We start from the raw sequence: 15626 nt of genomic DNA, 5'->3' as shown, positions 1-15626 counted from the left end.
GGCCACGCCTTGAGACCAAAGCTACGTGCCCAGAGGACCTTGCCGGTCTTCGGGCACGTGCGCCACGGCCGAAAGATGTACTTCGAGCCGGGGGGAGGCGGAGGAAGGGGCTTTTTGCCCATTCTGCCATGTCCCTAAGGGGCGCTGTTAACCTTGACACAAGCTTTGAAGGCTACTATTTGGAATTGCGACACTCCGTAGCTAAGCTTGTGTTTAGGCTTCCGTTCGGCTAGCCCCTTTGCAAGCCCGAGACGGAAATTTTTAAAGAAGGGGATTTGGCTGCTACCAGATCTCCTTTTTTATTGACCTCTCACCCTCCGCAGGAATTGCACTCGTAGGTGAGCCGCTTCGTCGGAAACGCCATGGTTCGCTGCGATTTGGATCCTACCCATCCCAGGAGGAATCAAACTGCGAGGCATCAAAAACTCAGCCGCGAACTGATTGGCTTGTGGCTCGCTTTTTCGATAGGGCGGCACGCCGTCGCCCTTTTCGCTTCGAGCTAATGGTATGCTCGTGTGGAGGAAGAAGTGGCCGAGTTCGTGCGCGATTGTAAATCGTGCTCTGCCATCGCCTGCGACGGCTTTCTCATACACGTCCTCTCTGATCTGGATGAACTGGCCATTTGGATCTGCCAATCCCTCGTTATCACGCATCTCTTCAGTTGATCCAACTTCGAAGCGTACCAGTTCGAGCTGTTGATCCATGACCTTTTCAAGCACGTCAACCACTGGAACATATGCGAACTGGGCAATGCCAAGTGCGCCACGTACAGCTTCCGCGACAGAATGGATGTTATCCCATGACCGCGCCGGAACAATGAAGTTCTGACTACTCATCCTTTTTGGCTCCTCTTACCAATATCTGATGGATCTCCTCCAAATCCGTCGTTGAGAGATTATTCATCCGCCGCGCCATTAAAGCAGCGGTGTCACGTCCTAAGGCGTTGTTCGGCTGAAGCACGAATGCATTTCGGGAGCGGTCGGCCGCGAGACGTATCCTTTGAGCAGCCTCACCAGCGAGGCCGTAGATACGGATCACCATCTGCTCGATATCGGCAGGAGGCGACTTCTTCCCGGTTTCGATCGCCGAAATGAACGCAGGTGACTTATCAAGCCGTTCCGCCATCTCGATCATCTTTTCGTCATTGTCGATTCTAAGCTTGCGCAGTTCCTTTCCGAGTTCGGTTAACATCTGTCTTCTCCAGGTTGCGGACCTAACTTCGATATAAGGCTGAGACCTTATAAAATCAACAAGCGAGTGAAATGATTTCACCTCTGAGGTAAAATTCCTTCGCTTTGGCTGTGGATAAGCTCAGCGCAAAGTGACAAGGAAGCGCGGTTAATCACTCTCCGAGCCGAGCAAGTTAGCCCCGGGATCGGAATGCAGCGTGAACGCGGTGTTGCTAACCGATCGGTTAGACGATTGATTGCTAAGAAAAGTGGTAGGCACGGAGGGACCGTGGCCTCACAGAACGCCAATGGCCCAATGGTCGTAGCGCGCCTGCTTCAGCCAGTCCTCTAGGTCATCACGGTTGCCTATGAACGTCAGTTCCCCGCCGGTCGGAAGGTGGGCGATTTTGAGGTTGTCTTTTGAGATGGTGATATCTTTTGGCGCGAAGGCAGCGGCGGCTTTTTCCAACCACTTCAATACCGCCCACTTTGCCCCGCCAATAAACACGACCTTCTTCCCCGCAGTTACGGCGGAAACGATCTCCTCAAGACCTTCGACTCTAGCCCCGCAGGACTTTTCGAAAACTCTGATGCTTATCGGCTGTCGTTTCAAAATGAACTCCGAGGCAATAGGTGTGGCAGGGTGTAGCAGTCGCTGTTGATTTTCAAATAGAATTATTCGGCTACAAGTGTGGCACTGATTATGACAAGTTATTGAAAACGCCTACTTGCATCTTTCCGGGCGAGGCCTCTACCTACTTGTCAGTGACGTCAACCCCGAGCTTTAGGCGATCATTCAGCAATGGCACAAGCTTCTTCATTGCTAGGTCGGCGTCTGCAAAATCCTGCTCGGCGCGTCGAGTAAGTTCTTTTGCTATCATTTCTACTTCAAACATCGCGGCCTCGAGATGGCTCCCACGCTGTACATCGAATTCGCCTCGGCCCTCGGTTTGGTCAAAAACATGATTGCCGCCCTGGGTGGGGATGGCTGCTCGCTTGGTTTCGTAGAGCGACCACACCGGGATAATTGAGTTGTGGATCTTGTCGAGAGATACCATCGAATTAAAGGTGTCATCGTCTTTCAGCGAAAGCAGCATTGCCATCTCCGCAGGCGCGAATTCGAGGGGAGTCGGAAGGTTTGCGATTGGAAGAAGAACCGCTGAGATGGATGCAATGTTCTTTTGCTTCGCCAGTTCGAGGCGCTCGCCGATGTGCGCTTTGATGTGTTTCAGGGAAGAGTGGATCGAAATCGTTTTGAAAAGGAGCGAGTAAGCGTGGCTCTTCGCTTCCATCTTACGATCATCCTCCCGCTCTTTGCGGGAAGCTCTTTGTTCCTGCCTTTGAATTAGAAGGGCGATAAGACCGCCGACTATGGCGCCAGCCAGAGCGGACCAGAATTCACTTCCAAGCCAGGTGCATAGGTCCTTAATGGCAGTGAAAATTTCCGACATGCTGGCCTCCTGTTCCTCCCTCATATCTCAGCGTGAGGTGATTCTAGAAGGTTCTCGTTGTGATGGTCACAGGATAAAGATGCACGCGAATAAGGCTAGCGTGTTTGATGAGAACAAACAGGAAATTCCGTCCGGGACTTTTCCGGGACTGATCGATCGCGTTCTGGAACTTTGTGCGTATTTCGTTCCGCTAAGCACCTCGCGCTTCAAGTGAAGCGGAGGATATTATGACTGAGATTTCAAGGGATTAAATGGTCGGGGCGACTGGACTCGAACCAGCGACCCCTTGACCCCCAGTCAAGTGCGCTACCGGGCTGCGCTACGCCCCGACCTGCCGAAACGGCTTGTTTCCTTTATGTAATCGCTATTCGGAGCGCAAGCGGAAAATGGGGCAGGGGAGAATAAAAATGGAACGCCGCGCAGCCTCGGCGCCGCATGCCGGCCAGCGAAACGGAGAAAATGACGCCGGCCGGGCCGCCGGCATCGTCTCCTGTCCCGCTGGAGGGTGCCGCGGTTTTTACGCCGGACAGAGCTGCCAGACGTCGTTCTGCACGCTCGGGCTCACATTGGTATTGCCGCAGACCATCAGGATTCGCCCTTCAAAACTGAAGAGGGTCGGGGCATGGCGAGCCGGATAGGATTCGGTCACCGTGACCCGCTCCCAATTCCCGCCGTCGGGAGAACGCCACGTGTCGTTCAGGTTGACGGCGTTGAAATTGTCCCAGCCGCCCGTCAGGTAAAGCAGGTCCCCGTGGACGACGAGGCCGGGCCACATGCGCCTGCGCCACCGCGGTGTCTCGTGCTTCTTCCAGGACGTCGGGTCTTCCGGATTGTCCGTGGACCAGACGTCGTTGACGGTCGTCCATTGAGGATAGGCGTCGGGATTTTCCGGCGGGCTGTTGGCGCCGTCTTTGGCCCCCGCGACGATATAGAGGCGGTCTTTGAACTTGATGCGGACCTGCCCCCAGCGCGCCGGCACAGGATGCGGGGTTACGGCAAATTGACCTGTCGACGGATCGAAGCTTGCGACGTCGTCCTGGCGCGTTGCCCGAATAATGTAGAGTATCGGTTGCAGTTTTTGATAAGCTAAATTGCCGGTAAACTATTTCCTTAATATTTCCTGTACATAGAGATCGGTCGCAAAGGGGATTTATTTAACATTGCGTTAAAATCCACCTGTGATTGAAGATGATGTGTGTGGTAATCCCATTTTTGGATTATTTGAAATTGAAATTTATTCGCAATTTTGTTTCCGAACGTGTAAGGAAGAGAGACCGCAGAAAAGCACAGTTTCGGACCTTATGACGATCGACAACAGCAGCCAGGATTGCCGGCAGGCGCTTGCCGCCGCGTTTAAGACCCTCTCCGACGAAGCCGTGGAAGCAGGCTGGCCGGAAGGGGAGGTTGCCCTTGCGCTTGCCGAACTTGCCGAGGCGCATGTGGCGGAAATCGGTGCCAAGGTGATCGTTGAAGGCTTCAATCAGCTGCAGCGTTACGCTGCCGCTGGCCAGCGGAAAATCTGAGCATCCGGCAATCCTTGCAGCGGCAGCCCGGCTGTCCGGGCAGCAGTCGTGAAAGACGCCTGTGCGGCCCGCGGGCTTCTCAACCCGTCCATCGCATCGAGGGCTATCCGGTATTCGCTGCCGCGCCTGGCCGGCCAGCGCTTGAGCTATTCGACGGCCCCCCAGGCCGTTGAAACGATGAAGCTGCTGCCTGGAGATTTTACCCTCACGGGCGAGGGGAAGCGTTTTTCGCCCACGGCTCTCTCATACCATATGAATTCCAAACGGCCCCGTAACGCACGAGACAAGAAATTGTTCCCGACGATTTTGATTTGCGCAGTTGCTAAAATTGGGGGCCACGCGCATAATATGTGCAAGGCTGGCTGGGAGGGCGTCGGCTGCGCAGAACGATGCGTCATGCCCTCTGAGGGAAATGCAGCACGATGTTGAAATCGTCAGTTCATCCCCAGGATTTACCGCTCTTTTCGGAAGATATCGATTTGCTGTCGCAGGTCCTGAACCGGGTTTGCGACGACAGCGGCATCGCTCCGCGCACGCCGGAGGCCGACAGGATCGGCGCGGCCCTCATCCAGCTTTACAGGCAAGGCGTGAAGGACAGCGGCAAGCTGACCATTCTCGCCAAGACCTATCTCTGAAGCTCAGTTCTGCTCGATCGAGACACCGTTCTTGCCGATGCTCATCTCGATGCCGTCAGGTTTGTTTTCCTCGTGGAAAATATAGGCACCGAGGCCGACGACCACGACGACCAGTGCGCCGATGACGAGATAAAGACCGCTGTTGCGATTCAAGGCGGATGACCCCCAACACGTTGACAGGACAGCCGAAACGCCTGAGATGGCGCTTGGTTCCGTCAGTCGTCGTTGGCCGCGTTGAGGTTTTCGGGCCGGATGCCGTCATCGCTGAGGCTGCGGGCGCGCAGGCGTATGCCGGGGCCGCCCTCATCCTGGTTGCCGCTGGCGATGAAGATGACGCCGTGGGTCTCCAGCGTGTTGCGCACCTCGACCATGGCACGCGTCTCGCCCGCCCATTCGCCGTTTTCCAGCGCCTGGACCGTTTCGACCGAAAGCCCCGCATGGGACGCGAGGTCCTCGATGCTCATGCCGATCATGGCGCGCGCGCCGCGTATCTGTGCGCCTGTAATCATGCCGGGAATTTAGCGCTTCCGCCGAACTTCTCAAGTGTTCGCGAGCGGTTCAGGCGCTTGTGGCGAACTTCCAGCGCCGCACATCCCCAGACGATGCCGAACAGCAGGTAGACGTGCCGCCAATGGTCGATATCGATGACGTTGCCGATCGCCGCATGGCCGAGAACGGAGATCCACGCCACCATGAGAAACGGCTGCCACGGCCGGTCGAGCAGCATGTTGCGGAAACCGAGGGTGAGCGTCCAGCACAGCATGCCGACATAGCTGACGAAACCGAGCCAGCCGTAGGTGGTCAGCGACTTCAGCCAGATATTGTGTTCGTCCTCCGGAAACATCGTGCCGAAGACCAGCGGCCCTATGCCGAGCGGCCGTTCCATCATCATCTGGAAGCCGATGCGATGGCGGTCGAAACGGCCGAGATGCTCGCCGTCATATTGCTGCACGAGCTGGGCGCGGGCGGAGAAGAGCTCGCTGACCTTGGGCACCTGCAGCGCCACCAGCAGCGAGGCGACCATCAGGATGATGGCACCGAGCGACAGGATCAGCACCCTCAGCCGGAATGCGCCGCTGCGCTCCTTCAGGAGCATGATGAAGATCAGCACCATCACCGCAAAGGCAAAGAGCCCCCAGGCGGCACGCGAGAAGGAGAGGAAGATGCCGAGTGCGAGGATGAGCAGCGCCCCCGCCTTGATCGGCGACGTCTTCAGGCTTCCGGCAAGAATGCCGTGGACGAGATAGAGCGCCGGCGGCACGAGGAAGGGGCCGAAGACGTTCGGATCCTGGAAGGCGCCCTTGGCCCGGTCATAGAGCGTGAAGACTTCCGAGCCCGGAAAGGCGTGGAAATAGCCGAGGATGCCGAGCAGGGAGGTGATGACAGCCGCAAAGCTCCAGGCGTTGAAGATCAGCGGCAGCCGCCTGTGGCTGTCCTCGATGATGGCGGCATAGAAGATCGATGTCAGCGCCAGGAAGGTGGAGACGGCGATATACATCGGGCCGGTCGCCAGGTCCCGCATCTGGGTGAGCGACAGCATGCCGCCGATGTTGAAGGTCAGCAGCAGCGCCAGCAGCGGCGCGGTGGTGCGGGATATCTTCAGGCCGAGGATGAACCAGAGGCCGATCAGCCCCGCCATCCAGAGTTCATAGGGCGCCGGCTCGTCGATGACGAAGCCGGAGAGAAAGACCCCGAAAGCCACCGCCGCCGAACCGATGAGGCGCAGCGTCAGCCGTTGCGGCTGCGCCACGCGCGCATGGGAGGCGTCGACCGCGCTCAATAGGCGTTTTCCGTATTGAGCAGCCGGATCGGCGTCAGGAACAGGATCTTGAGGTCGAACCAGAGCGACCAGTTCTCTATGTAATAGAGGTCGTAGGCCGTGCGGAACTTGATCTTCTCGTCACTGTCCACTTCGCCGCGCCAGCCGTTGATCTGCGCCCAGCCGGTGACGCCGGGCTTGACCCGGTGGCGGGCAAAATAGCCGTCGACGATATCGGCGAAAGCCCGCTCGCGCGCCTGGGCAAGCACGGCATGCGGGCGCGGGCCGACCAGCGAAAGCTCGCCCTTCAGCACGTTGAAGAGCTGCGGCAATTCGTCGATCGAGGTCTTGCGAATGAAGCGGCCGACGCGGGTGACGCGCGGATCGCCCTTGGTGACGGCGGCTTTGGCCGTCGGATCGCTCATGTTGGTGTACATGGAGCGGAACTTGAAGACGTTGATGACTTCGTTGTTGAAGCCGTGGCGCTTCTGCATGAAGAAGACAGGCCCTTCCGACGTCGCCTTCACGGCTATCGCCGTCGCCACCATGATCGGCCAGAGCAGGCAAAGCGCGACGATGGTGAAGAAAATGTCGAAGGCGCGCTTGGCGACGGAATCCCAGTCGCGGATCGGTTTCTTGAAGATGTCGAGCATCGGCACCGCGCCGACATGCGAATATGCGCGCGGGCGGAAGCGCAGGCGGTTGGCATGGGCAGCAAGGTGGATATCGACCGGCAGCACCCAGAGTTTCTTCAGAAGCTCGAAGATGCGCGCTTCGGCGGACAGCGGCAGCGCGATGATCAGCATGTCGATGCGCGTCATCCGCACGAATTCCACGAGTTCGCTCACCGTGCCGAGCTTCGGATAGCCGGCGACCATGATCGGCGAGCGCTTCTCGCCGCGGTCGTCGAAGATGCCGCAGATGCGGATGTCGTTATCCGCCTGCTGCTCCAGCATGCGGATCAGCTCCTTGGCCGGCTCGCCGCCGCCGACGATGACGGCGCGGCGCTCCATGATGCCGTTGCGCGCCCAGTTGCGCACGCCCTGCGCCACGAGGAATCGCTCGATCAGCAGGAAGAGCGCACCCGCGACGAACCAGATGCCGTAGGATTCCGCAGCCGCAGCGCCGAGGCCGTAAAACAGCGAAAAGCTGCCCGTCGTCAGCGCGAAGATGATGGCGAAGGCGCCGGCTGCGCGCGGCAGATAACGCAGACGGGCTCTGAGCGCCGGAATGGAATAGGCGTCGGCAAGCTGAAGCGCGACGACGGTCAATGCGGCAACGACGGCCGCCATGACGGCCCGCGTGAGGATAGTGTCGCTGCCGTCGCCCGGTGCGAAATAGAAGGCGACAAGGCCGATGGCGAATTGCGTCAGGAATTCCAGCAGCCGCAACTGGCCGATGATGATGGCAGGCGAATGGGTCGCGGCACGGAACTGCTCGGCGATCTGGCGCGCATAGGGATTGATGCCGGGCGTCTCGCCGGCTGCATGTGGGGCGGCGGCGCTGCGCGTCTGCGCATCGGAGACCTGCTTGCGCAGGGCTTCCACGTCGAACTGTCCGCTCTTTTCCAGCTTGTTCATGGGATTTCGTCGCTCGTTGATGTGAGCGGGATAACAGAAAGCCCCTAAGAAACATTTACGAGGCGGCCGGGATCGCCTGTGCCGCAACGGGATTGACGAGTTCGCCGTAGAGCTTGAGCACTTCGCGGGCCATGACCGGCGCGGAAAAGACGGATCTGACCGCGTCGGGAGAGGGCATGACCCTGTCGTGCCAGCCGGGCACCGTCAGCGCTTCCGCCATCACGCGCGCCAGATCGTCGGAATCTCCCGGTGTCACCAGTGCGGGACTATCCGCCCCGAGCACTTCCGGAATGCCGCCGACGCGGGAGGCGATGACGGTCTTGCCGGCGCCGAGCCCCTCCAGCACGATATAGGGCATGGCTTCGGCGCGGGAGGGAACGACGAGGTTCTGCGCCATGGAGAAGGCCTCCTTGACGCGCATGGCCGGCAGCATGCCGATGCGCTTGCCGAGGCCGCGCTCCACCATCATCTCGCGATAGCGGTCGCGGTCCGGCCCGTCGCCGATCATCAGCGCCGAAAGCGGCCGGCCGAGCAGGCGCTCGGTCTTGGCGAAGGCATCGATAAAGATGTCCGGGCCCTTGAGGTCGCGCAGCATGCCGACATAGATGAAATGCACCGCATCCGAGCGGGTCGGAACGTCGGAAAAATCCCGCGCGCCGATGCCGTTGTAGATCAGCCGGTTCGTCACCCGCGGACGACCCACCTTGGCGGCATAGGTCTGGCGCTCGTATTCGCAGATGAAGACCAGCGCGTCGGTAAAATATTCCTGCACCCGCTCCATGCGCAGCACGAACTGGCCGAGCAGCGAGGCGCGGGAATAGTGCAGGCTGCCGCCATGCGCGGTATAGAGGCGGGCTACGCGATACTTGTTGACCCGCAGGGCTGAGCCGGCAATGCGCGCGAGCACGCCGCCCTTGGCGCCGTGCCCATGCAGCACGTCCGGCCGCAAGCTCCTGATTTCCTTGAATGTATTCCAGAGCACCTTCACATCCGACGGGCTGATGGAGCGCCGGATCGGAATGCGCGTCAGGCCGAGCGAAAGGAAGGGGCGGATATCGTCGAAGAGGCGGTCCTCATATTCGCCGCCGGTCGAACTGTCGCAGATGATGCCGATTTCATGGCCCGCCCGGCTATGCTCCTCTACCAGGTCGCGGACATGGCGGAAAATTCCGCCGACCGGCGACCGGAAGCAGTGAAGAATACGGAGGGGCCTCTGTTCTGCCATCAGCTAGAAGAGCCGTTCACGGACATAGATCGTGTCGCCGGCGATGATCGGGCCGGAAATATTGACGCGGCCGGTCAGCACCTGTCCGTTGATCTTGCGCGTGACGTCGACCATGCTCTGGTTGGCGCGGCTGGTGAAGCCGCCGGCAACCGCGATGGCGTTCTGCACGGTCATGCCGGGCACATAGGCGTATTGGCCGGGCTGGCCGACTTCGCCCATGATGAAGACGGAGCGGTAGCGATCGACGTCGATCGTGACGTCGGGATCGCGAAGATATCCCTGCTGCAGCTTCTGCGCGATCTGGCCGGAAAGCTGCTGCAGGGTGCGGCCGCGGGCAGGGACCTGGCCGATGAGGGGGAACGCGATATAGCCGGCCTGATCCACCGTATAGGTATTGGTCAGCGTCGGCTGGTCGAAGACGGTGATGCGCAGGCGGTCGCCGCTGTCGAGCGAATAGGGCTGGATGGTCGCCTGGTTGAAGGCCTTCGGAGCGGGGCGATAGGTGGTGCAGCCGCCCAGAGCAGCCATCATGGCGGCGAGGCTCATGGCTATCAGGATCTTGGGCTGGACGAAGGGCATCCGCTTGCTCACAGGAAGATAATTCGGTCGAGCCGTTATCGATCTATTAGGGTTAATGCCCGGTAAAAGATCCGCCGATTTCCGCAATTCCTTTATCAGGAGCGCCTGATTTGCGGGGCAATTGCCATTAACCGTTGAGTTACCATGGTCGTTTACGCTTGCGGCAGTTCGTATTGGAGTATCGAGTATGTCCCGCGTAGCGAGTGATCAGGATATGGACATCGACCTCGGCCAGCTTGTGCGCGCGGTCTGGTCCCGTCGTCTGAGAGTTTTGACGATCACCGCATTGGGTGCGGCTGTCGCTTTTGCCGGCGCCAAGATGGTTTCGCCGCAATATCGCAGCGAGACCCGCATCCTCATCGAGCCGCGCGCCCCGGCCTTTGCCAATACGCAGACGACCGACGCCGGCTCCGGGCCGCTGCTCGACGAGCTGAACATCGCCAGCCAGGTGCAGATCCTTCAATCGGCAGACCTCATCAAGCAGGTCATCAACAATCTGAAGCTCTACAATCTGCCGGAATTCGATGCGGCTGCGAACGGCTCCGCGCTCACCGATATCCTCGTGAGGCTGCACCTGAAGAAGAATCCGCTGGAAAATCCGCCGGAAGAGCGCGTCATCGATGCCTTCACCGAGCGCCTGCAGGTCTATCAGGTGCCCGGTTCGCGCGTCATCGGCATTACCTTCACCTCAAGGGATCCGAAGCTCGCCGCCAGCATTCCGAATGCGATGGCACAGGTCTATCTGGCGATCCAGAGCGGCGCCAAGCTCGATTCCAACTCGGAAGCCACCCGCTGGCTCGAGCCGGAGATCGACAGCCTGCGCCAGAAGGTGAGCGAGGCCGAGAAGAAGGTTGCCGACTACCGCACCGCCCACGGCCTGCTGCAGACCAACGGGACCACGACCTTCACCGCACAGCAGCTCAACGATATTTCCGTCGAGCTGACCCGTGTGCGCACCGACAAGGCCAATGCCGAGGCGAGGGCGCAGGCCGTGCGCAACGCGCTGTCGTCCGGCGAAGCCTCCGATACGCTGCCGGATATCATGTCGTCGCAGTCCATCCAGCGGCTGAAGGCAACCGAATCCGGCCTGCAGTCGCAGATATCGGACCTGCAGACGAGCCTGCTCAACAACCATCCGCGGCTGAAGAGCCTGCGCGCCCAGCTTGCCGATATCCGCACGCAGATCCGCCAGGAAACGCAGAAAATCCTCGCCAGCATCGAAAACGAGACCAAAGTCGCCGATCTGCGCGCCAGGGAACTCGAGCAGCAGTCCGACAGGCTGCAGGCCAACAGCGCCAGGGCGGGCGAGGACGAAGTGGGGCTGAACGCCCTGGAGCGCGAGGCAAATGCCCAGCGCCAGCTTCTCGAAACCTATCTCGTTCGCTACCGTGAGGCCGCCTCCCGCGCCGACCGCAATTCCAGCCCGGCCGATGCGCGCATCGTCTCGAAGGCGATCGAGCAGGTCGATCCCTATTTCCCGAAGGTCGTGCCGATCGTCGTCGTCGCCGCGGTCGCAACGCTGATCATGAGCGCGATCGTCATCATGCTCTCCGAGCTTTTCAGCGGCCGCGCGCTGCGCCCGGTCGAGCCTCTCGAAGTCGAGGCCAGGAAGGAAGAGGAGCAGCCGGTCGAGGCGACACCCGTTCCTGCCGCAAAGCCTGCCAAGCCCAGCATGCTGGCGGCAGCCCTTGATGAGGATGAGGACGAAGGCGAGCCTGAAGCCGGGCAAGCCGATGAAGTGCCCGCCGACGACAACGAATTTTCCGTTTCCTCCGTCGCGACCTATCTCACCGATTGCCGCGCCCCGCTCGCCGTCGCCATATCCCCGACCGGTGACAATGGTTCGGCCGCAACCGTTTCCCTGGCCCGCGTGCTTGCCGATACCGGGCGCCGCGCGATCCTCATCGACATGACCGGCTCCGGCTATCCGAGCGAACTGATGGCCGAGAACCCCGAAGCATTGGGCGTCACCGATCTCCTCTGCGGCGAGGCTGCCTTCGGCGAGACGATCCACGGCGACCGCGCTTCGGATGCGCATATCATCCCGCAGGGTGTCAGCGATGTGCGCCGCGCCATGCGCGGCGTCGACAGGCTTTCGCTGCTGCTCGATGCGCTGACTTCGGCCTATGATATCGTCATCGTCGAATGTGGCGCCGCCGATGTCGCCAGCGTTTCGCGGCTGACGCGCAGCAAGGAAATCGAGATCGTCCTGTCGCTGCCGGAGATCGATGAGGCGGCTTTCGTCGGCCTGATGCAGGATTTCCAGGCTGCCGGCTACGAGCGCGTCGTCCTGATGTCGGGCGGCGAAGAGGCTGCCATGCGCAGCCCCGCGCGTCACGCCGCCTGATCTTTAGAGCCTGCGGCCTGCATACCTGATCGCTGCGCGCCGCGCGACTGCCTAACCGACCCTGGCCCGGATCTTCTGGGCGAATTTATAGAGGCCGGGGCGGGCCTTGACGTAGGCCTTGCCGCGGGTGATCGCCCGGTGTGCCGCGCCGGCTGCGATGCCGATGCCGGAAATCGGCAGAACCACATCGTAATGGTCCGTTTCCACCGGCGCCCAGGAGCGCTTGTAGGTCTGGTCGCCGAGGCCGAAATCGAAGAGCGCGACACCCTTGTCGTGCAGGCTCGATATCATCTGCCAGAAGAGGAATTCGCCGGGGCTTGCATCGGCAGCCAGGTGCTCGTCGATCGCGCCGAACTGGCAGATGACGTGATCGCCCTTGCGGGAAATTCCCGAGAGTGCGGCGATGCGCCCCTCATAGTCGCCTTTCAGGCGCAGGCCGCGCATCTGCAGGCCGAAATCGCCGCCGTTGCGCTTGTCGATCAGGCCGTGCAGGAAGGCCTTGGTCTGCGCATCCGCAAAGACGTCGGGCAGGCCGAGCGAGGCGAAGCGGGCGCTTTTCAGGCGGAAGAACATGTCGAGCAGTTCGTGCTGCTCCGCGGATGCTTCCGGCACGATATAGTCGAAGCCGCCGATCGCCTCCAGCCGCCGGCTCTGCGTGCGAAACTTCTTGCGCCGGCTCTTGGCGTTGAGCTGCTGCAGCGTCTTGTCGAACGTATCGAGGAGCGGAAGCTGGTAGGCGTGGTTCTGGTTCTGCACCATGGGCAGGCCGGCAAGCATGTTGCGGCGGCCGCGCCATTCCAGCGGGATATTCTGCAGGAGAAGCAGATCCGCCTTGCCGGCGAGCGTGGCACGAAGGCGGGCGGCAAGGTGATGGCTGTCCACAGCATCGCCGTCTGCGGCAAAATCGGGTGAGAACAGGCCGGTATTGATGTTGCTGTGCTCGGCACCGACGAATTTGGCGATCCGCAGGCCGCGCGAGGCGACGATTTCCACCGGCAGGATGAAGGCCGTGCGATTGCCGATGCTGCCGCGCAGGATGGCGAGCGGCCGGCCGAAGGCGGCCACCCAGGCCGCGCACCAGTCGTAGCCCTGGTGCAGCGAAGAAAGCCTGTCGCGCTCCAGCGCGCGCCATTCGGCTTCCAGGGGCTCCATCCGGTCGAAAAGCTCTATATCGAGTTCTGCCATGGCAAGTTTCACGCTGAGCTGCCGCAGCCGGGAAATGCCGGCTTCGGCTTGCGCTACGGCGTCGAAATTCTGATCTGCTACATCGAGCCTCTGCGTCTGCACGGGTCCTTCTCCGGTCGAGAGATTGCTGCAGGGGAAGGTAAGGCGGCCAGACGTATATTTGGTTTAACTGCGGAGCCGGCGCGCGGATTTCCGCGCATCAGGGTTATTCCGCCGTTAATTGGCCGCTACTGCTGTTTCGGACCGGCCATCCACTTGATGATGACCATGGCCGGCAGCACCCAGAGCAGGCCGGTCAGCAGGAAATAGAGCAGGTGGCCCCACCAGGGCGCGTTGCCGAGCGTGGCGACCGCGATCGTATTTGCCAGAACCGCATAGAAGAGCACGAGCAGGATGATCAGGATCGTGCCGATGAATTTGCGAAGGCGGACGGGCATCGTATAACTTCCGAGCGGGTGGAACTGAACCGGCGCGACGGCATGCCGCAAAGGATCGGGGCTTGTTTTGCATCAGCCGGTGGGGCAAATCAACTGCCGGATAAAAGGAGAGATCATGGCCGTCGCGAACCTGAGCCCGGAGCAGGCGATCCGCACCGAAATGCGCAGGCAGGACAACAACCGCCGCGCCGTACGCATCTGGCTCGGCTTCGTCCTTCTGGCACTCTTCTGTCTCGTGCTCGTGGGCGGGGCGACGCGGCTGACCAATTCCGGCCTTTCCATCACCGAATGGAAGCCGATCCACGGCGTCATCCCGCCGCTGAACGCCGCAGAATGGGAAGAGGAGTTCAAGCTCTACCAGCGCATTCCCGAATTCCAGCAGCTGAACAGCGACATGACGGTCGACCAGTTCAAGGGCATCTTCTGGTGGGAATGGGCGCACCGGCTGATCGCGCGCGGCATCGGCGTCGTCTTCGCATTGCCGCTGATCTTTTTCTGGGCGACCGGCCGGATCGAGAAGCGCCTGCGCTGGCCGCTGGCCGGCATCCTGGCGCTTGGCGGCCTGCAGGGCTTCATCGGCTGGTGGATGGTTTCGTCCGGTCTTTCGGTGCGCACCGACGTCAGCCAGTATCGCCTTGCCACCCATCTCGTCATGGCCTGCCTGATCTTTGCCGCCTGCATGTGGATCATGCGCGGGCTTTCGCCGCATTCCGACGATCCGGCCCCGACGAGAACGTCGCACCGCTGGGCGGCGGCGATCGCCGCCTTCTCGCTTTTCCAGATCTATCTCGGCGCGCTGGTCGCCGGCCTTGATGCCGGCTTTACCTACAATACCTGGCCGCTGATGGACGGCGCCGTCGTGCCCGGCGACCTCTTCATCCAGCAGCCTTTCTGGATCAACCTTTTCGAGAACCCGAAGACCGTGCAGTTCATCCATCGCCTTGGCGCCTACACGCTGTTTGCGATCGCGCTCGTCAATATGGTGATCGCCTTGCGCGCCGCATCCTGGACCACCCATGCACGCCGCGCCGTGGTGCTCTTCGCGCTCGTCACCATCCAGGCCGCGATCGGCATCACCACGCTGCTGCTCGAGGTCCCGCTGCACTGGGGCCTGCTGCATCAGGCGGGGGCGCTCGTGGTCTTCGGTTTTGCCGTCGCCAACTGGCGCGGCTATTACGGCGAATATCCCCGCGCGACTGCCATCGCCGAGCGCGATTGAGCGGGCATATCTGCCTCCTTCCGGCCGTGGCTCGCGGAAGAGTGAATGGGATCAATGCGATGCTCCTCGCATGGCTTTGCCGTGACATGCTAGGTTAGCGGTCGGCGCATGGGCGATCCTACGAAGGGGGTGTTCAGATGAACAGATTTCGCACATTCGTGATGGCGGGCGCGCTGCTCACGCTTTCCGCAATCGCCTCGGGCTGCACGACATCGAACGAGCGATACGACTATGGCGAGGATACGTCCCTGAACCCGGCCTGCGCGGGCGGTTTCCGTCCCAGCAACAATCGCCCCTGCTCTTATTGAGCCGCAGCCTGCCAGGTCCCGGCCAGCGCAGAGGCTGCCAGCAGCAGCCCGGTTTCACCATGTCGAGATCGAACAGTTCGCAATAGAAACCGCGTGCCTCTTCGATGGAAGCGGCGGCGATATTCGCAACGATGCGCAGCACAGTCATGGCGCTCCTCCTCCAAAACGGCGGTTGGTGAGCGGAACGGCACGGCCCTGTCTGCCGAACC

Annotated in this window: 18 protein-coding genes, 1 tRNA gene and 1 pseudogene; 5 read left to right on the top strand and 15 right to left on the bottom strand. The window is 60.8% G+C overall.

The window, feature by feature from the left end; translation table 11 throughout:
* Positions 1 to 299 precede the first annotated feature (299 nt).
* From ACFPWW_RS27535 to ACFPWW_RS27510, 6 genes are all read right to left on the bottom strand, one after another.
* Positions 300 to 836: an ImmA/IrrE family metallo-endopeptidase gene (locus ACFPWW_RS27535; protein ID WP_377314273.1), complete on the bottom strand. Its 537-nt coding sequence runs from the start codon at positions 834 to 836 to the stop codon at positions 300 to 302.
* Positions 829 to 1191 (bottom strand): helix-turn-helix domain-containing protein, encoded by a 363-nt coding sequence (locus ACFPWW_RS27530; RefSeq protein WP_377314271.1) that lies wholly within the window; start codon positions 1189 to 1191, stop codon positions 829 to 831. The genes ACFPWW_RS27535 and ACFPWW_RS27530 overlap by 8 nt, the downstream gene beginning before the upstream one ends.
* Positions 1192 to 1464: 273 nt before the next feature.
* Positions 1465 to 1782 (bottom strand): hypothetical protein, encoded by a 318-nt coding sequence (locus ACFPWW_RS27525; RefSeq protein ID WP_377314269.1) that lies wholly within the window; start codon positions 1780 to 1782, stop codon positions 1465 to 1467.
* 142 nt (positions 1783 to 1924) lie between these two features.
* Entirely contained in the window at positions 1925 to 2620 is a 696-nt protein-coding gene (locus ACFPWW_RS27520) for a hypothetical protein (protein WP_377314267.1), read from the bottom strand.
* A gap of 252 nt (positions 2621 to 2872) precedes the next feature.
* Positions 2873 to 2949 (bottom strand) — tRNA-Pro (locus tag ACFPWW_RS27515).
* 188 nt (positions 2950 to 3137) lie between these two features.
* Positions 3138 to 3599 carry a Kelch repeat-containing protein gene (locus ACFPWW_RS27510; RefSeq protein ID WP_377314265.1) on the bottom strand — a complete coding sequence of 154 codons (462 nt, stop codon included), beginning with the start codon at positions 3597 to 3599 and terminating at the stop codon, positions 3138 to 3140.
* A 322-nt stretch (positions 3600 to 3921) separates the two neighbouring features.
* Between ACFPWW_RS27510 and ACFPWW_RS27505 the strand changes: the two genes are divergently transcribed.
* Complete coding sequence (locus tag ACFPWW_RS27505) at positions 3922 to 4143, top strand: hypothetical protein (protein WP_377314628.1); 222 nt, start codon at positions 3922 to 3924, stop codon at positions 4141 to 4143.
* Here the strand turns inward: ACFPWW_RS27505 and ACFPWW_RS27500 are convergent.
* Positions 4113 to 4379: pseudogene (locus tag ACFPWW_RS27500) on the bottom strand (DUF982 domain-containing protein). The gene ACFPWW_RS27505 and the pseudogene ACFPWW_RS27500 sit on opposite strands and share 31 nt — an antisense overlap.
* 186 nt (positions 4380 to 4565) lie before the next feature.
* Between ACFPWW_RS27500 and ACFPWW_RS27495 the strand changes: the two are divergent.
* The gene (locus ACFPWW_RS27495; protein WP_112566140.1) at positions 4566 to 4778 is read left to right on the top strand and encodes a hypothetical protein; all 213 of its coding nucleotides are present in this window, start codon (positions 4566 to 4568) and stop codon (positions 4776 to 4778) included.
* Between the two features lie 3 nt (positions 4779 to 4781).
* On the opposite strand, the gene ACFPWW_RS27490 is transcribed toward ACFPWW_RS27495, so the two are convergent.
* The 6 genes from ACFPWW_RS27490 to ACFPWW_RS27465 all read right to left on the bottom strand — a co-directional run bounded on the left by ACFPWW_RS27490 (position 4782) and on the right by ACFPWW_RS27465 (position 9921).
* Entirely contained in the window at positions 4782 to 4931 is a 150-nt protein-coding gene (locus ACFPWW_RS27490; RefSeq protein WP_377314263.1) for a hypothetical protein, read from the bottom strand.
* 62 nt (positions 4932 to 4993) lie between these two features.
* Complete coding sequence (locus ACFPWW_RS27485) at positions 4994 to 5287, bottom strand: helix-turn-helix domain-containing protein (RefSeq protein ID WP_377314261.1); 294 nt, start codon at positions 5285 to 5287, stop codon at positions 4994 to 4996.
* Entirely contained in the window at positions 5284 to 6558 is a 1275-nt protein-coding gene (locus tag ACFPWW_RS27480; RefSeq protein WP_377314259.1) for an O-antigen ligase family protein, read from the bottom strand. The genes ACFPWW_RS27485 and ACFPWW_RS27480 overlap by 4 nt, the downstream gene beginning before the upstream one ends.
* Complete coding sequence (locus tag ACFPWW_RS27475; protein WP_377314257.1) at positions 6555 to 8117, bottom strand: undecaprenyl-phosphate glucose phosphotransferase; 1563 nt, start codon at positions 8115 to 8117, stop codon at positions 6555 to 6557. The genes ACFPWW_RS27480 and ACFPWW_RS27475 overlap by 4 nt, the downstream gene beginning before the upstream one ends.
* A 55-nt stretch (positions 8118 to 8172) precedes the next feature.
* On the bottom strand, positions 8173 to 9342 hold the full coding sequence (locus tag ACFPWW_RS27470; RefSeq protein ID WP_112754487.1) for a glycosyltransferase: 1170 nt from the start codon (positions 9340 to 9342) through the stop codon (positions 8173 to 8175).
* Positions 9343 to 9345: 3 nt separating this feature from the next.
* A complete protein-coding gene (locus ACFPWW_RS27465; protein ID WP_112566155.1) occupies positions 9346 to 9921 on the bottom strand; it encodes a polysaccharide biosynthesis/export family protein in 576 nt (191 codons plus the stop codon).
* 187 nt (positions 9922 to 10108) lie between these two features.
* On the opposite strand from ACFPWW_RS27465, the gene ACFPWW_RS27460 reads away from it, so the two are divergent.
* Positions 10109 to 12268 carry a GumC family protein gene (locus tag ACFPWW_RS27460; RefSeq protein ID WP_377314255.1) on the top strand — a complete coding sequence of 720 codons (2160 nt, stop codon included), beginning with the start codon at positions 10109 to 10111 and terminating at the stop codon, positions 12266 to 12268.
* A 51-nt stretch (positions 12269 to 12319) separates the two neighbouring features.
* On the opposite strand, the gene ACFPWW_RS27455 is transcribed toward ACFPWW_RS27460, so the two are convergent.
* Both ACFPWW_RS27455 and ACFPWW_RS27450 read right to left on the bottom strand, forming a co-directional pair.
* Positions 12320 to 13555 (bottom strand): GNAT family N-acetyltransferase, encoded by a 1236-nt coding sequence (locus tag ACFPWW_RS27455; RefSeq protein WP_377314253.1) that lies wholly within the window; start codon positions 13553 to 13555, stop codon positions 12320 to 12322.
* Between the two features lie 125 nt (positions 13556 to 13680).
* A complete protein-coding gene (locus ACFPWW_RS27450; protein WP_112566428.1) occupies positions 13681 to 13890 on the bottom strand; it encodes a DUF2842 domain-containing protein in 210 nt (69 codons plus the stop codon).
* 115 nt (positions 13891 to 14005) lie between these two features.
* Between ACFPWW_RS27450 and ACFPWW_RS27445 the strand changes: the two genes are divergently transcribed.
* A complete protein-coding gene (locus ACFPWW_RS27445; protein WP_112754493.1) occupies positions 14006 to 15109 on the top strand; it encodes a COX15/CtaA family protein in 1104 nt (367 codons plus the stop codon).
* A gap of 137 nt (positions 15110 to 15246) precedes the next feature.
* The gene (locus ACFPWW_RS27440; protein ID WP_377314251.1) at positions 15247 to 15417 is read left to right on the top strand and encodes a hypothetical protein; all 171 of its coding nucleotides are present in this window, start codon (positions 15247 to 15249) and stop codon (positions 15415 to 15417) included.
* Positions 15418 to 15626 lie beyond the last annotated feature (209 nt).

Source organism: Rhizobium sp. GCM10022189 (assembly GCF_042656325.1).
GTDB lineage: Bacteria > Pseudomonadota > Alphaproteobacteria > Rhizobiales > Rhizobiaceae > Rhizobium.
The sequence above is the reverse complement of the archived record's forward strand: the minus strand, read 5'-3'. Positions and strand labels throughout refer to the sequence as shown.

Coding starts and splice junctions, on each gene's coding strand:
- ACFPWW_RS27505 (WP_377314628.1), top strand. CDS start 3,922: ATGACGATCGACAACAGCAGCCAGGATTGCCGGCAGGCGCTTGCCGCC.
- ACFPWW_RS27450 (WP_112566428.1), bottom strand. CDS start 13,890: ATGCCCGTCCGCCTTCGCAAATTCATCGGCACGATCCTGATCATCCTG.
- ACFPWW_RS27475 (WP_377314257.1), bottom strand. CDS start 8,117: ATGAACAAGCTGGAAAAGAGCGGACAGTTCGACGTGGAAGCCCTGCGC.
- ACFPWW_RS27470 (WP_112754487.1), bottom strand. CDS start 9,342: ATGGCAGAACAGAGGCCCCTCCGTATTCTTCACTGCTTCCGGTCGCCG.
- ACFPWW_RS27440 (WP_377314251.1), top strand. CDS start 15,247: ATGAACAGATTTCGCACATTCGTGATGGCGGGCGCGCTGCTCACGCTT.
- ACFPWW_RS27485 (WP_377314261.1), bottom strand. CDS start 5,287: ATGATTACAGGCGCACAGATACGCGGCGCGCGCGCCATGATCGGCATG.
- ACFPWW_RS27530 (WP_377314271.1), bottom strand. CDS start 1,191: ATGTTAACCGAACTCGGAAAGGAACTGCGCAAGCTTAGAATCGACAAT.
- ACFPWW_RS27465 (WP_112566155.1), bottom strand. CDS start 9,921: ATGCCCTTCGTCCAGCCCAAGATCCTGATAGCCATGAGCCTCGCCGCC.
- ACFPWW_RS27445 (WP_112754493.1), top strand. CDS start 14,006: ATGGCCGTCGCGAACCTGAGCCCGGAGCAGGCGATCCGCACCGAAATG.
- ACFPWW_RS27495 (WP_112566140.1), top strand. CDS start 4,566: ATGTTGAAATCGTCAGTTCATCCCCAGGATTTACCGCTCTTTTCGGAA.
- ACFPWW_RS27460 (WP_377314255.1), top strand. CDS start 10,109: ATGTCCCGCGTAGCGAGTGATCAGGATATGGACATCGACCTCGGCCAG.
- ACFPWW_RS27520 (WP_377314267.1), bottom strand. CDS start 2,620: ATGTCGGAAATTTTCACTGCCATTAAGGACCTATGCACCTGGCTTGGA.
- ACFPWW_RS27535 (WP_377314273.1), bottom strand. CDS start 836: ATGAGTAGTCAGAACTTCATTGTTCCGGCGCGGTCATGGGATAACATC.